Source organism: Pseudomonas anguilliseptica (assembly GCF_900105355.1).
Taxonomy (GTDB): Bacteria; Pseudomonadota; Gammaproteobacteria; order Pseudomonadales; family Pseudomonadaceae; genus Aquipseudomonas; species Aquipseudomonas anguilliseptica.
The window spans coordinates 1,444,318-1,457,060 of the sequence record NZ_FNSC01000001.1 but is presented as its reverse complement, the minus strand read 5'-3'; the positions used below and the strand labels follow the sequence as shown (position 1 = coordinate 1,457,060).

Sequence of the window (12,743 nt, the reverse complement as noted above, 5' to 3'; positions counted from 1 at the left end):
GTGGGAGGGGCTTTAGCCGCGACTGATGTGGCTGCGTTGAGAGAATCGCGGCTAAAGCTCCTCCCACATAGTCTGGCGTTGCACCGACAAAGTGGTATGAGCACTGCAATATTGCCTGCGCTGGAGTTTTAACAGCCGGTTAGCGCTCCATCCACACGCCCTTGCTCTGCTGCTCGCAGAAGGGCTTTAGATAGGTGGCGTCGCTGGCAACGCCGTAATAATGCACATCCTGCTTATAGGGCGTGCCGCCCACCGTTGAATTGCGGCATACGCCGAAAGCGCCCATCGGGCACTGTTCAACAAATTCCACTTCAACCTTCTGCCCCTTCAGCTGCGGTTGGCAGAAACCGGTGCGGAACAGGTTGGGTGGGATGCTGCGGTTCTGCTGGCATACCTTCACATCCAGACGCTCGGCCTGGCTATGCACCACACAGGCTTCACCCCAGGCCAGGCCGGACAGTGCGAACAGGCTCAGCAGCAGAAAAACACGCATCAATTGACCCTCTGAAAATATGCCGGCGACTCTAGCATGCTGTTTTTAATCAGTCTGCGTAGGGCCGCATCCTCCGACGCTGTACGCCGTTAGAATGGCCGCAGCTGAAATCTTCTTCTCGATGGACAGTGGCCGCACCGATCATGCTGAACAATATCCCTACCCATGTCATTGCCGGGCCGCTCGGTGCCGGCAAGACCAGTCTGATTCGTAATCTGCTGGCGCAGCGCCCGGCTGATGAACGCTGGGCGGTGCTGATCAACGAGTTCGGCCTGGTTGGCCTGGACGCCGCCCTGCTGACCAGTGATGACGACGGTATTGCCATGGGCGAAGTGGCGGGCGGCTGTCTGTGTTGCGTCAACGGCGTGCCGTTTCAGGTTGGCCTCAGCCGCCTGCTGCGTAAGGCCAAACCGCATCGCCTGCTGATCGAACCGTCTGGCCTCGGCCACCCCCTGCAACTGCTGGAGCAGCTGGGCGCCGCGCCCTGGGCTGGCGTGCTGGCGGTGCAGGAGCCGCTGCTGGTGCTGGATGCTCAGGCCTTGGCCGCGGGTGACGAGCTGCCAGAGAGTCAGCAGGCGACGCTTGGCCACGCCGGGCTGCTGCTGTTGAACAAGGCCGAAGGGCTGGATGAAGCCACCCAGGCGCGTATTCAGATGCAACTGCCCGCGCGACCGATTTACTGGACCCGTCAGGGTGCCTTGCCACTGGCAGCGCTTCCCGGCGTTAACGCCCAGGCCGATAGCCACGATGCGCTGGATAACCTGCCCACGGCCGCGGCGCCATTGCCGCAACTGTGGTGCAGCCCAAGCGAGCCGATCTGCCAGGTGCAACAGCAAGCAGAAGGCTGGAGCATCGGCTGGCGCTGGCACCCCAGTCAGCAGTTCGAACTGCTGCGGGTACAGCAGTGGCTGAGCAGCCTGCCCTGGCGCCGCGCCAAGCTGGTGCTGCACTGCAACGCCGGCTGGCTGTCCGCCAACGCCCTGAACGGTGAGGCGCTGCATTGGCAGAACAGCGAATGGCGCAAGGACTCGCGGTTGGAGCTGATCTTTAGCGCGGCGCAGGAGAGTGCCGCACTGCAGGCGGGGTTTGCCCAGTGCCGGCTGTGATGCAACTTTACCGGTTAGTGCTGTAGAGCCTTGGCCACCTGGGCCGGTTTAGCCAGTGTAGGTAGCTGCTCCAGGTCGGCGATAATCCGCCGGCTGTAGCGATTGACCAACGTGGGAACATTGTCCTGCTGGTAATGCCGCAAGGACGGCTCGATATAGCGCCACCTGCGCTGGATGCTCTGCAGCAGCGCCTGCGCCTCAGGTCTTGTTTGCGTCTGCAGCAACTGTTGCAGGCTCTCGCTAAACGCCTTGCTTTGTATATCCAGTGCCGGCTTGTCGCCGCCGAGCACATTGGCTCCGACACTGTGGGCCAGATAATCGGTATTTATAATCTGCAGCTGCATGGCCAGGGCCTGGCTTTTGCTCGCCAGTGGATCCGTGAGTGGCGGGTAGTGGACGCTCAAGGTGTCACTCAGGCGCGTCAGCAGGCGGTTCAGCTGGATCAGTTCGGCAATCGACCCGCCGCTTGGGCTGTGCTGTTGCTGCAGGCTGCTCGCCAGTACCTGTAACAGCGCACGGTAAGCGGGCCATTGCTCACGCAATCGCTGCAAGGTATTGAGCCCTGCGCTGTCAGCTGGAGCATCCAGTTGGCTGAGCAGCTGATCGGTCTGGGTGACACGCTGCTGCACCGAAGCCAGGTGCGCCGGATCGCTGTCGACCCCGTACAACAGGTAGAAATCGCCCAGTGAGCCATTGAGATCGAGGCGGAGCTGATGCAACTGTGCGGCTTGCGGGGTGGTTGCCGCGTAGCTGCTGACGCAGGCGAGCAAGGTCGCCAGCGTGCAGAGCCGCCGCAGGAAGGGATGATTCATAAGGGTGTCCAGGGGTGCGCCGGGCATCTGCCCGGCGCGTGGTGAAGGGGTTCAGGGGTAAGCGTTAAACCAGGCCAGGGTCTTGCCTGGCGAGGCCTCGAACCATTCATGCTGGCCCAGTGGTTCGGTGTAACGACCGGTGGGAATGCCTTGGTAGAGCAGGCGGTCGTAGTACATATCCATGCTCCACCAGGGCACGACGGCGTCGACAAAACCGTGGATAAAGTAGGTCGGTGGGTGATCGGCTGGCAGGCTGTCCGACACCGAGCAGATGGGCCCGCTGCAGGTCGCGTAGGAACCGGAGTGCACCACCAGCGCCTTGAATTGGCCGGGGAAACTGACGGCCATGCGGCTGGTGTTGTAGCCGCCGCTGGATATCCCAGTGGCGTACTTGCGCTGGCCGTTCAAGGGGCCGAAGTGGCCATTGTCGATGGCTGTGAACAGGTTGGTGAGGAAGGTGAAGTCGGTACTGGTTTCATACAGCGCCCCGGACAGGCCGGGGATATTGGTATGCCAGAACAGATCTGCTGGTGCGCTGGGCGCAATCACCGCATAGCCGTTATCGAGCAGGGTCTTGATAGTCTTGCCTTCGTTGTACAGCTTGCCTAGCCAGGCATTGCTGTAATAAACGAAATTATCCAGCGCAAAGAACGAGCCCTGGTAGAACACCACCACCGGCCAACCACCTGGCGGCGGGGTGCCGGAAGGGCGTTGGTAGATCACCTTGCGGGTCGCCAGTACGCCTGAATTGATCCAAGTGGATTGATGGCTACAGCTGATCTTGCCGGGAAGCAGCAGGGTCTTCTTGCGCTCGCTGCAGGGTGAGTCGGCCCAGCTTGGGCTTGTGAACAGGCACGTCAACAGGGTGATCAGGCCCAGTCGACGCACATTTTGCTTGGCAGTAAACATGTGCTGTCTCCAGTTTCTTATTGGTTTTTTATCAGGGCGTCCTCCTGACGGTGATGGATGATTCCCTACATTCGCGAAATAAATAGAAACCAGAGTTCCGATTCCGTCAAGTTGGCGAAGCCTTGCAATCTGCCCGCTGCAGCGCAGCGATCTGTCTAGCGCCGGCTATCGACAAGAAGAAAAAAGCTTTTATGGCCTGCCATCCATGACGGCCACCCTGCGGGCCGTCGCTGCGCAACGTTAAAAACTGTTCCAGGCAATTTTTCCTGGCTTGCCAAAAGGCTTGGTTGCTACTATTTTATCGGAACCGATATTCCGGTTCCGATAAAAACAATACAGCAGGAGATCGTCGTGGCGACACAGAGATCAGCATGGACGGCAGGTTGCTTGGCATTGCTGGCGGCCAGCCAGGCAGATGCCTTTCAGGCGCGCTCGGGGGATTGGGCGTTGTCGTTGGATACCACCCTGTCTTACGGGGTGAACTACCGCATGGAGAACCAGGATCGACGCCTGATCGCCCGCGCCAACGGTGGCAAGGGCGACAACAGTGGCCTGATCAATTCCGATGACGGCAACCTCAACTTCAAGAAGGGTGAGTTGTTCTCCGAGGTGGCCAAGGTGGTCACCGAGATGGACCTGAATTTTCAGGACAACTACGGCATCTTTCTGCGCGCCCGTGGCTTCTACGATTTCGAGTTGAAGGACGATAACCGCCGCCACCGCGAGATTCCCAACAAGGGGCTGGACGATGCCGGGTCGAGCATCGATCTACTGGATGCCTTTGTCTACGGCAGTTGGACAGTGGCTGACCGCGCGCTCAACGTCCGTCTGGGCCGCCAGGTGATCAACTGGGGCGAAGGGCTGTTCTATCAGAACGGTATCGGCGCGACCAATCCGGTGGATCTCAACGCCCTGCGCGCGCCGGGTTCCGAGCTGAAAGAAGCCTATATGCCGACCCTGATGGGCTATGCCTCATTCGAGCTGAGCGGAGGTCTGTCGATTGAGGGCTACTGGCAGCCAGGCAGCGCTTGGGAAGAGACCAAGATCGACCCCTGCGGCACCTACTTTTCCACCCTGGATGTGCTGGGCGGCGGTTGTGACTATCTGTCGGTTGTGCCCCTGCAGGAAGCCTTGCCCGGCGGTCTGGCGTTCGACAACCCGGCTGCGGCGCAGGCCTACGCCAACAGCCTGGGCCCAGGCTTTGTAAACGACCTGATTCGCACCTACCTGCCCACCACTTTTATGCCGCGTGGCAAGGATGTAAAAGCCGACGATGCCGCGCAGTTCGGTGTGGCCATGCGCTGGATGGTGCCGGAGCTTAATGACAGCGAATTGGGCTTCTACTACCTGCGCTACAACATGAACGTGCCGATGCTCGGGATGACGGTGGCACGACCTATTGTGCTGCCTGTACTGGGTGCGCAGCCGAACGTCAGCACCTCGGAGTACTACGCCGAATACCTGGGGATGGTCTGAAGTAGCCATGTATTTCTGGCTGACTTCAGCCCCGCCGATTTTGAAAGCGGCAAATCGATCAAAAACGATCAGATTACCCATTCATTTCTGTGTTTTTAGCCGCCGCGAGTAGCTCGCGGCAGCCATTTCCCGCATTACAGGCGCACCTCTCCTGCATTGGTCAGTAAATGTCGGCGTGCCATCCACAGGTTCGACAGCGCGAACAGCGTCACCAGTTGCGCCGTGTTCTTGGCCAAGCCACGGAAGCGTGTCTTTACATAACTGAACTGACGCTTGATCACCCGGAACGGGTGCTCAACCTTGGCGCGCACCTGGGCCTTGGCCTTCTCGATCTTGCGTTTGGCTTTGTACAGCGGGCTGCTCTTACCCAGCTTCTTATAGGTGCTGCGGCGGGCAGCAACCTGCCAGATCACCTCGCGCCCATCATGTTCGGGGCGCTTTTCGACGCCGGTATAACCCGCATCGGCGCACACCACGTTTTCCTCGCCGTGCAGCAACTTGTCGACCTGAGTGACATCCGCCACGTTGGCCGCCGTGCCTACCACGCTGTGTACCAGCCCCGACTCGTCATCCACGCCAATGTGCGCCTTCATGCCGAAGTAGTATTGGTTGCCCTTCTTGGCCTGGTGCATCTCTGGGTCGCGTTTGCCGTCCTTGTTCTTGGTCGAACTCGGCGCATTGATCAGCGTGGCATCGACGATGGTGCCTTGGCGCAACGACAGGCCACGGTCGCCAAGATAGCCATTGATGACGGCCAGGATGCCGGCAGCCAACTCATGTTTCTCCAGCAGACGACGGAAGTTGAGGATGGTGGTTTCGTCGGGGATACGTTCCAGACTCAGCCCGGCGAACTGCCGCAGGATAGTGGTCTCGTACAGCGCTTCTTCCATCGCCGGGTCGCTGTAGCCGAACCAGTTCTGCATCAGGTGCACACGTAGCATCGCCATCAGCGGATAGGCCGGCCGACCGCCTTCACCCTTGGGGTAATACGGTTCGATCAGTGCGATCAAACCCTTCCACGGCACCACCCGATCCATCTCGATCAGGAACAACTCTTTGCGGGTCTGCTTGCGTTTGCCGGCGTACTCGGCATCGGCGAAGGTCATTTGCTTCATCGGAAAACTCGGCGGGTGGCGTCCGGGCATTTTGCCAAAATCAGGAAGTCTTATTCAGAGTTTCCTTTGCGGGTCTGCTTGCGCTTGCCGGCGTACTCGGCGTCGGCGAAGGTCATCTGCTTCATCGGAAAACTCGGCGGGTGGAGTGCGGATATTTTGCCAAAATCAGGAAGTCTTTTTCAGACCATCCCTGGAGAAGCGCCACCTGTATGGCCTGAGCTTTAACACCAGCATTGGTGGCGACAGCTTCCTCAATGGACTGTCGCTGGCAGGCGAGCTGAGTTATCGGCCAAACGCGCCGATTGCCCTGGGCCTGGGTGAATACCTGCCGACTGCACTGTTGGGCAGTCGGCAGGGCATCGCCCCCGGTACGCGTCTCGATGGTTTCCGTGAGAAGGCCATGTGGCAAGCCGCGCTGGTTGGCATCTACAGCTTTAACGGGCTGCTCGGTGCCGACTCTGCCACGTTAATGAGCGAGGTGGTCGGTAGCCGGGTGCAGGGGCTGGAGTCTGACGTCGATTATTACGGCGCCACATCCAGTGCCTGGGGCGCGCAAAGCAGCCTGTCGCTGACCTATAGCAACGTGTTCAACGTGGTCAACTTAGTGCCCAGCGTCAGCTATCAGTACGGCATCAATGGCGTCGCGCCGCAGCTGACCAACGGCCTGCTGGAAGAGCGCAAAAGCTATTCGTTGGGGGTCGACGCGATCTATCAGGAGTCGCTGACGGTTGGCGTCAAATATGTCGGCTACAGCGGCGGCGACCTGGCCAACAAGCTCAGCGACCGCGACTACCTCGGCTTCAACATCAAATACAGTTTCTAGGACGAGATCATCATGAAGACTTCAGGATTGTTGCGTGCCAGCTTATTCGGCACTTTGTTGCTGAGTGGCGCGCTGGCCCAGGCTCAGGTCGATGCAGCCAAGGCCGCGCGTCTCGGCCAGGACTTGACCCCTATCGGCGCCGAAAAGGCCGGTAATGCCGCCGGCACTATCCCTGCCTGGGACGGTGGCCTGCCCCGTGATGCCAATGCCTACGATCCGGCCCTGGGCTATCGCGACCCTTATGCCGCCGATCAACCGCTGTTCAGCATCACTGCGGCGAACGCCGAACAGTACCGTGAGCAGCTCAGCCCTGGTCAGTTGGCCATGCTCACGCGCTTTAGCGACAGCTGGAAACTCAACGTTTACCCGACTCGACGCTCGGCCTCTTACCCGGACAAGGTATATGCCGCCGCCAAGCACAATGCGACCTCGGCCAAGCTGATCGAAGACGGCAACGGCATCGCCGACTTCAAACTGGCCACGCCATTCCCGCTGCCACAATCGGGAATGGAAGTGCTGTGGAACCATCTGGTGCGCTACCGCGGCGACAGCGTGAAACGCTACTACGCCCAGGCAGTGCCACAAGCGGGTGGCGACTACTTTATGACCAAGATCGAGGATCTGTTCCTGTTCAACGAGGCCGCGGGCGATCACAGCCAGAGCAACGTAAGCGCTCCATAAACCTCATCTACAAATGATCCGCAGGCCAGCCAATGCTGAGCTCCAATTTCTTTCTGGAGCCAGCCGTCATGATGCGCCCCGACGCCAAAGTCGAAAAAGTCTATCTATACCCCAAGCCGGTGGATTTCCGAAAATCCATCGATGGCCTGGCCGCCCTGGTCGAGCTGGATATCAAGGTGGCGGTGTTCGACCCGGTGCTGTTCGTCTTCCTCAACCGCGCGCGCAGCCGGGTGAAGATTTTGTATTGGGAGCGCAACGGCTTTTGCCTGTGGCTCAAGCGATTGGAGGCTGAACGCTTCAAGTCGCATCCGGAACCTGGCGAAGATGCGATCGTGCTGACGGCCCAGGAGTTGAACTGGTTGTTGGACGGTATCGACCTGTGGCGCAACCGGCCGCACCAGGTTTTGACCCCTAGGTTCGTCACCTGAGCCGGTATAATCCACGGCATGATTTCTGTGCCCGAAACCCTTCCTGATGACCCCGCCGCGCTCAAGCAATTGCTCGCTGAGGTGTTGTCGTCGGCGCAGGAATTGGCCAAGGACAAGGATGGGCAGATCGAGCGCCTGCGCGAACAAAACGCGCTGTTGATCCAGCGCCTGTTCGGCCGTAAATCCGAGCAGAGCAGCGACCCGGATTCACCGCAGCTAGAGATGTTCAACGAAGCGGAAAGCCTGGCCGAAGCGGCGGCTGAAGCTCCGGCCGCTGAGGTCGAGGAAGAAGTCGTTGCGCCGACCAAGCGCCGCGGCAAGCGCAAGCCGTTACCGGCCGAACTACCGCGTGTCGAGGTCATCCACGAACTGCCCGAACACGAACTGACCTGCGAATGCGGTTGCCGCAAGCAGGCCATCGGCGAAGAAACCAGCGAGCAGCTGGAAATCATCCCGATGCAGGTTCAGGTGATCCGCCACATTCGCAAGACCTATGCCTGCAAGGCCTGCGAAAGCGCGCCGGTCACCGCTGACAAGCCGGCCCAACTGATCGAGAAAAGCCTGGCCAGCCCGAGCGTGCTGGCGATGCTGCTGACCAGCAAATACGCCGACGGCATCCCACTGTATCGCTTCGAAAAGATGCTCAGTCGCCATGGCATCGACATCCCCCGGCAGACCCTGGCGCGCTGGGTGATCCAGTGCGGCGAACTGCTACAACCGTTGCTCAACCTGATGCGCGACAGGCTGCTGGACAGTCCGGTGATCCACTGCGATGAAACCCGCGTGCAGGTGCTCAAGGAGCCTGGGCGCGATCCGAGCAGCCACTCCTGGATGTGGGTGCAGACCGGTGGCCCGCCTGGCAAACCGGTGATCCTCTTCGACTACACAACCAGCCGCGCGCAGGAGGTGCCGCTGCGCCTGCTCGACGGTTATCGCGGCTACCTGATGACCGACGATTACGCCGGCTACAACGCCGTGGCCGCACAACAAGGTGTTGAACGCCTGGCCTGCTGGGCGCATGCGCGGCGCAAGTTCGTCGAAGCGCAAAAGGTGCAACCGAAGGGCAAAACCGGGCGTGCCGACATCGCGTTGGGGATGATCAACAAGCTCTACGGCATCGAGCGCGAACTTAAGGATGCCAGCGATGAACAGCGCTACCGGGGCCGCCAGCAGCACAGCCTACCGCTCCTCGATCAGCTCAAGACCTGGCTGGAGAAAACCCAGCCGCAGGTCACGGCGCAGAATGCCCTGGGCAAAGCAGTGAACTACCTGGCGAGCAACTGGAGCCGACTCGAACGCTACATCGAGGCTGGCCACCTGCCGATCGATAACAACGCTGCCGAGCGCGCGATCCGGCCCTTCGTCATAGGTCGCAAGAACTGGCTGTTCAGCGACACGCCGAAAGGCGCGACCGCCAGCGCCCAACTCTACAGCCTGGTGGAAACCGCCAAGACCAATGGCCAGGAGCCCTACGCCTGGCTGCGCCATGTCCTCGAACGCCTGCCGCTGGCCAACAGCGTTGAAGCCTACGAAGCGCTGCTGCCTTGGAACTGCCAACCAACGACGCCACTGTAAAACGCAAAACCTCTCCAGAGGGAGGTGGGGTCTATGGAGCGCTTACAGAGCAACGGCAACGTGCTGTTCTACTTTCGTCAGTCGGTACTCGCGCCCGCGCGCCTAGCCGGCACCGAACTGCTGGTGCACGAGACCGTCAACCAGGTTAAAGAGCCGCGCCTGGCCTGGCTCTACGCCTCGGGTCAGCGCCGCGTGCGTCGCGCGCCGAATGTGGCTTACGACTCCCCGGGTACCTCGTCGGACGGCATGCGTACCACGGATAACTTCGACATGTTTTCCGGCGCGCCGGATAAGTACGACTGGCAGTTGATGGGCAAGAAGGAACTCATCGTGCCGTACAACAGCTACCGCCTGGCGACCAAGAGCAACAAGTACCGCGATATCGTCAAACGAGGGCACATCAACCCGGATCTGCTGCGTTACGAGTTGCACCGCGTCTGGCATGTGCGCGCCACGTTAAAGGCTGGTATGCGCCATCAGTACAAGCAGCGCGACATGTATTTTGATGAGGACAGCTACCAGATCCTGGTGGTCGATCACTACGACAATCGCGACACCCTATGGCGAGTCGGTGAGTCCTACACCATCAACCTGTATGACCAGCCGCTGATCTGGACTAAGGGTGATGCGGTATATGACTTGATTGGCGGTTGCTATGTCATCGGCGTGTTGTCCAATGAAGAGCCGGCCAATCAGTTTGATATTGCTTTAAAGCCGTCTGACTTTACCCCGGCCCAATTACGCCGGGACAGCCGACGTTAATGCTTGGCAACTTGCAGATAATTGCAGATGAGCTTGGAAAGTTCTCCGGGAATAACTTCCCGGGGAGTTTCACCAAGTGTGCCGACCATGGTGAAGTAATTCATGCTGGCCAGCAGCATATGCGCGGAAAGATCGGCGGCCTGTTGCGGTTGCGGGTGGCCGAGTTCGCTCTGGCGGACCAGGACGATGCGACAGAAGGTCTGGCCAATATAGGCATTGAGCTGGTGGAAGCGTTGGCGAAATTGCAGATCGGCCGAGCTGCGGCGAACCAGTGCCCGCAGCAGGCCTTCGCGACCGGCGAACAGATCAATCATGCCTTGGATAAAGACCTCGATTTGCTCGGCCAGCAACAGGTTGCTGTGGCTGAGGTCGGCGACCAGCGCATCAATGGCGCTGCGGCCTTCCTCGACGAAGCGCTCATGCACGGCGTAGAGCAGCACGTCCTTGTCGCCCAGCAGGCGATAGAAGGTGCCGACCGAGGATTCGGCCAGTTGCGCAATCTGGGAAATGCCGGTGTCTTCGAAGCGATTGTCCGCAAGCAATTCGGCAGCCACGTTGAGGAAGCGTTCCAAGGCTTTTTTACTACGAGCCTGAGTCGGGCTGGAAATGCTGTACATAAGGAGCTCTCTATAAGAAGCAGGCCGATTCTAGGTTTTTCGGCAGAATAAGGCAAACACCAACGCAATAACTAAGTTGGCAATTTCAATATATTTGTTAGTTGTTTCCTGACCGCCGCGGCGGTTCAGGAGGGCAGGTTTATTAGTGCCCCATAGTTATTATTAAAGGGAGTTTAGTTGTGCACTATATTCAATTAAAAAGTGGCCGTTGTGCCTATATTCGCCAAGGCCAGGGTATGCCGGTGTTGTTGCTGCATGGCCTGGGCTCATCCTGGCAGGACTGGCAGCCGCAAATCGAGGCGCTGTCGCGCTTTGCTGAAGTGTTCGCTCTCGATTTGCGTGGTCATGGAGCCAGCGAACCTCTACGCGGGCCGGTCAGTGTGGCCGAGTTGGCGGAGGATGTTGGCAAGTTTATTCGCATTCAGAATATTCAGGGCTGTGTGCTGGTGGGCATCTCCATGGGCGGCATGGTCGGCTTCCAGTTGTTGGCGCAGCAGCCAGAACTGGTCGGGCGTCTGGTGGCGATCAACAGTGCGCCGAGTTTCCCCCTGGATTCTTGGGCGTTGCGCGGCAAGGTGCTGTTGCGTCTGGCACTGATCCGCCTGCTTGGCTTGAAAACCATGGGCCGCCTGCTGGCGCGCAAGCTGTTTCCTTATGCCGAACAGAGCGAGCTGCGCCGGCGCACCGCCATGCGGATTGGCGCGAACGATCCGGTGTCGTACCAGCATGCGATCCGCGCGATTCTCGGCTGGTCGGCGCTACCGGCTGTTAATGGCGTCGACACACCGATGCTGATCGTGGCTGGGGACCGTGATTACACGCCCTTGGCATATAAACAGGCCTATGTCGCGGCGCTGCGCAATGCCGAATTGCAGGTGGTGAGCGATTCCGGGCATGCCACGCCGCTGGATCAACCCGAGCAATTAAATGCCCTGCTGGAGTGCTTTATTCGCGGCCAGTAGTGGGGCAAGAGGTGAGTGTGGACATTCGGGCATCTTTATAGGTGCCCATTTTTTTGTGGCGCACGCGCAGTAAACTGGCGAGCCAGACGACAGCGAGCCGGTTATGAGTTTTCAACCCTGGTCCCACGACAGCAGCGCCGGTTTCACCCTGCGTGGCTGGTATACGCCGCCTACGGGCAAGCCCGTGCTGCATTTTCTGCATGGCAACGGCTATTGCGGGCGGGTGTATACGCCGATGCTGGCGCTGTTGGCCGAGGATTTCGACCTGTGGTTGTGCGATGTACAGGGCCATGGCGAGAGTGATCACGGTGGACGCTTCCACGGTTGGAACCGCAGCGCTGAGCTGGCGGTCGAAGCCTTTAACGCCGGTCGTACGCGTTTTGCTGATGCCCCGGCCTATGCGCTGGGCCATAGCTTTGGCGGGGTGTTGACCAGCCTGATGCTGGCCCAGCAGCCGCAGTTGTTTCAGCGCGCGGTATTGCTCGACCCGGTGTTGTTCAGCCCGGCGATGATCGGGGTGATGGCCTTGTCCGATGTGGTCGGCTTAAGCCGGCGCACCACCCTGGCCAGCAAGGCGCTCAAGCGCCGCAGCAGCTGGCCGGACCGCGCCGCCGCCCACGCGGCATTGCATGGCCGTGGGATGTTCCGCGGCTGGACCGAAGAGGCCTTTACCGCCTATATCCAGCATGCATTGAAGGACAGCGACAAGGGCGCCGAGCTGCGCTGCCGGCCGAGTCGCGAGGCGGATATCTTCAGCTCATTCCCCAAGCGTCTGTGGCCGTCGCTGGGCAAAGTCACCACCCCGACCCAGGTGCTCTATGGTGAGCGCAGCTACCCCTTTGTGGCCAAGTCGGTGGCCCGTTGGTGCGCGAGCAATGGGCATGTCAGTGGTCATGTGGTGCCCGGCGGGCACTGCTTTATGCAGGAGCAGCCGGAGGCCGCTGCAGCGCGCGTTAGTGCCTTTCTGCTGCAGCGTGGCTAAGC

At 59.9% G+C, this 12,743-nt stretch carries 13 protein-coding genes and 1 pseudogene; 9 read left to right on the top strand and 5 right to left on the bottom strand.

Annotated elements, in window-relative coordinates:
* Positions 1-139: 139 nt before the first annotated feature.
* Positions 140-493, bottom strand: a complete 354-nt coding sequence (locus BLW24_RS07140) for an NADH:ubiquinone oxidoreductase (protein WP_090378495.1) — start codon at positions 491-493, stop codon at positions 140-142.
* Positions 494-636: 143 nt separating this feature from the next.
* Here BLW24_RS07140 and BLW24_RS07135 point away from each other — a divergent pair, with 143 nt between their 5' ends.
* Entirely contained in the window at positions 637-1,599 is a 963-nt protein-coding gene (locus tag BLW24_RS07135) for a CobW family GTP-binding protein (RefSeq protein WP_090378491.1), read from the top strand.
* Positions 1,600-1,613: 14 nt separating this feature from the next.
* Here BLW24_RS07135 and BLW24_RS07130 read toward each other — a convergent pair whose 3' ends face one another.
* Entirely contained in the window at positions 1,614-2,411 is a 798-nt protein-coding gene (locus BLW24_RS07130) for a hypothetical protein (RefSeq protein WP_090378487.1), read from the bottom strand.
* Between the two features lie 51 nt (positions 2,412-2,462).
* Entirely contained in the window at positions 2,463-3,320 is an 858-nt protein-coding gene (locus tag BLW24_RS07125; RefSeq protein WP_244161102.1) for an extracellular medium-chain-length polyhydroxyalkanoate depolymerase, read from the bottom strand.
* A 351-nt stretch (positions 3,321-3,671) separates the two neighbouring features.
* Here BLW24_RS07125 and BLW24_RS07120 point away from each other — a divergent pair, with 351 nt between their 5' ends.
* Complete coding sequence (locus BLW24_RS07120; protein ID WP_338062049.1) at positions 3,672-4,796, top strand: DUF1302 domain-containing protein; 1,125 nt, start codon at positions 3,672-3,674, stop codon at positions 4,794-4,796.
* A 134-nt stretch (positions 4,797-4,930) separates the two neighbouring features.
* Here BLW24_RS07120 and BLW24_RS07115 read toward each other — a convergent pair whose 3' ends face one another.
* Positions 4,931-5,911, bottom strand: coding sequence for an IS5 family transposase (locus BLW24_RS07115; RefSeq protein WP_090375425.1), 981 nt, complete (start codon positions 5,909-5,911; stop codon positions 4,931-4,933).
* A gap of 145 nt (positions 5,912-6,056) precedes the next feature.
* Here BLW24_RS07115 and BLW24_RS07110 point away from each other — a divergent pair, with 145 nt between their 5' ends.
* The 5 genes and pseudogenes from BLW24_RS07110 to BLW24_RS07090 all read left to right on the top strand — a co-directional run.
* Positions 6,057-6,734, top strand: coding sequence for a DUF1302 family protein (locus BLW24_RS07110; RefSeq protein WP_167360338.1), 678 nt, complete (start codon positions 6,057-6,059; stop codon positions 6,732-6,734).
* A 12-nt stretch (positions 6,735-6,746) separates the two neighbouring features.
* Complete coding sequence (locus BLW24_RS07105) at positions 6,747-7,415, top strand: DUF1329 domain-containing protein (RefSeq protein ID WP_244161101.1); 669 nt, start codon at positions 6,747-6,749, stop codon at positions 7,413-7,415.
* A 32-nt stretch (positions 7,416-7,447) separates the two neighbouring features.
* Positions 7,448-7,843: an IS66 family insertion sequence element accessory protein TnpB gene (gene tnpB, locus BLW24_RS07100; RefSeq protein WP_244161054.1), complete on the top strand. Its 396-nt coding sequence runs from the start codon at positions 7,448-7,450 to the stop codon at positions 7,841-7,843.
* An 18-nt stretch (positions 7,844-7,861) separates the two neighbouring features.
* Positions 7,862-9,418: an IS66 family transposase gene (gene tnpC, locus BLW24_RS07095; protein WP_090375474.1), complete on the top strand. Its 1,557-nt coding sequence runs from the start codon at positions 7,862-7,864 to the stop codon at positions 9,416-9,418.
* Positions 9,419-9,475: 57 nt separating this feature from the next.
* Positions 9,476-10,180: pseudogene (locus tag BLW24_RS07090) on the top strand (DUF1329 domain-containing protein); the annotation flags it as partial.
* Here the strand turns inward: BLW24_RS07090 and BLW24_RS07085 are convergent.
* A complete protein-coding gene (locus BLW24_RS07085) occupies positions 10,177-10,797 on the bottom strand; it encodes a TetR/AcrR family transcriptional regulator (RefSeq protein WP_090378480.1) in 621 nt (206 codons plus the stop codon). The pseudogene BLW24_RS07090 and the gene BLW24_RS07085 sit on opposite strands and share 4 nt — an antisense overlap.
* Positions 10,798-10,976: 179 nt before the next feature.
* On the opposite strand from BLW24_RS07085, the gene BLW24_RS07080 reads away from it, so the two are divergent.
* Both BLW24_RS07080 and BLW24_RS07075 read left to right on the top strand, forming a co-directional pair.
* The gene (locus tag BLW24_RS07080) at positions 10,977-11,759 is read left to right on the top strand and encodes an alpha/beta fold hydrolase (RefSeq protein ID WP_139272649.1); all 783 of its coding nucleotides are present in this window, start codon (positions 10,977-10,979) and stop codon (positions 11,757-11,759) included.
* A gap of 103 nt (positions 11,760-11,862) precedes the next feature.
* Positions 11,863-12,741, top strand: a complete 879-nt coding sequence (locus BLW24_RS07075) for an alpha/beta fold hydrolase (RefSeq protein WP_090378474.1) — start codon at positions 11,863-11,865, stop codon at positions 12,739-12,741.
* The last annotated feature ends 2 nt before the right edge of the window (positions 12,742-12,743 follow it).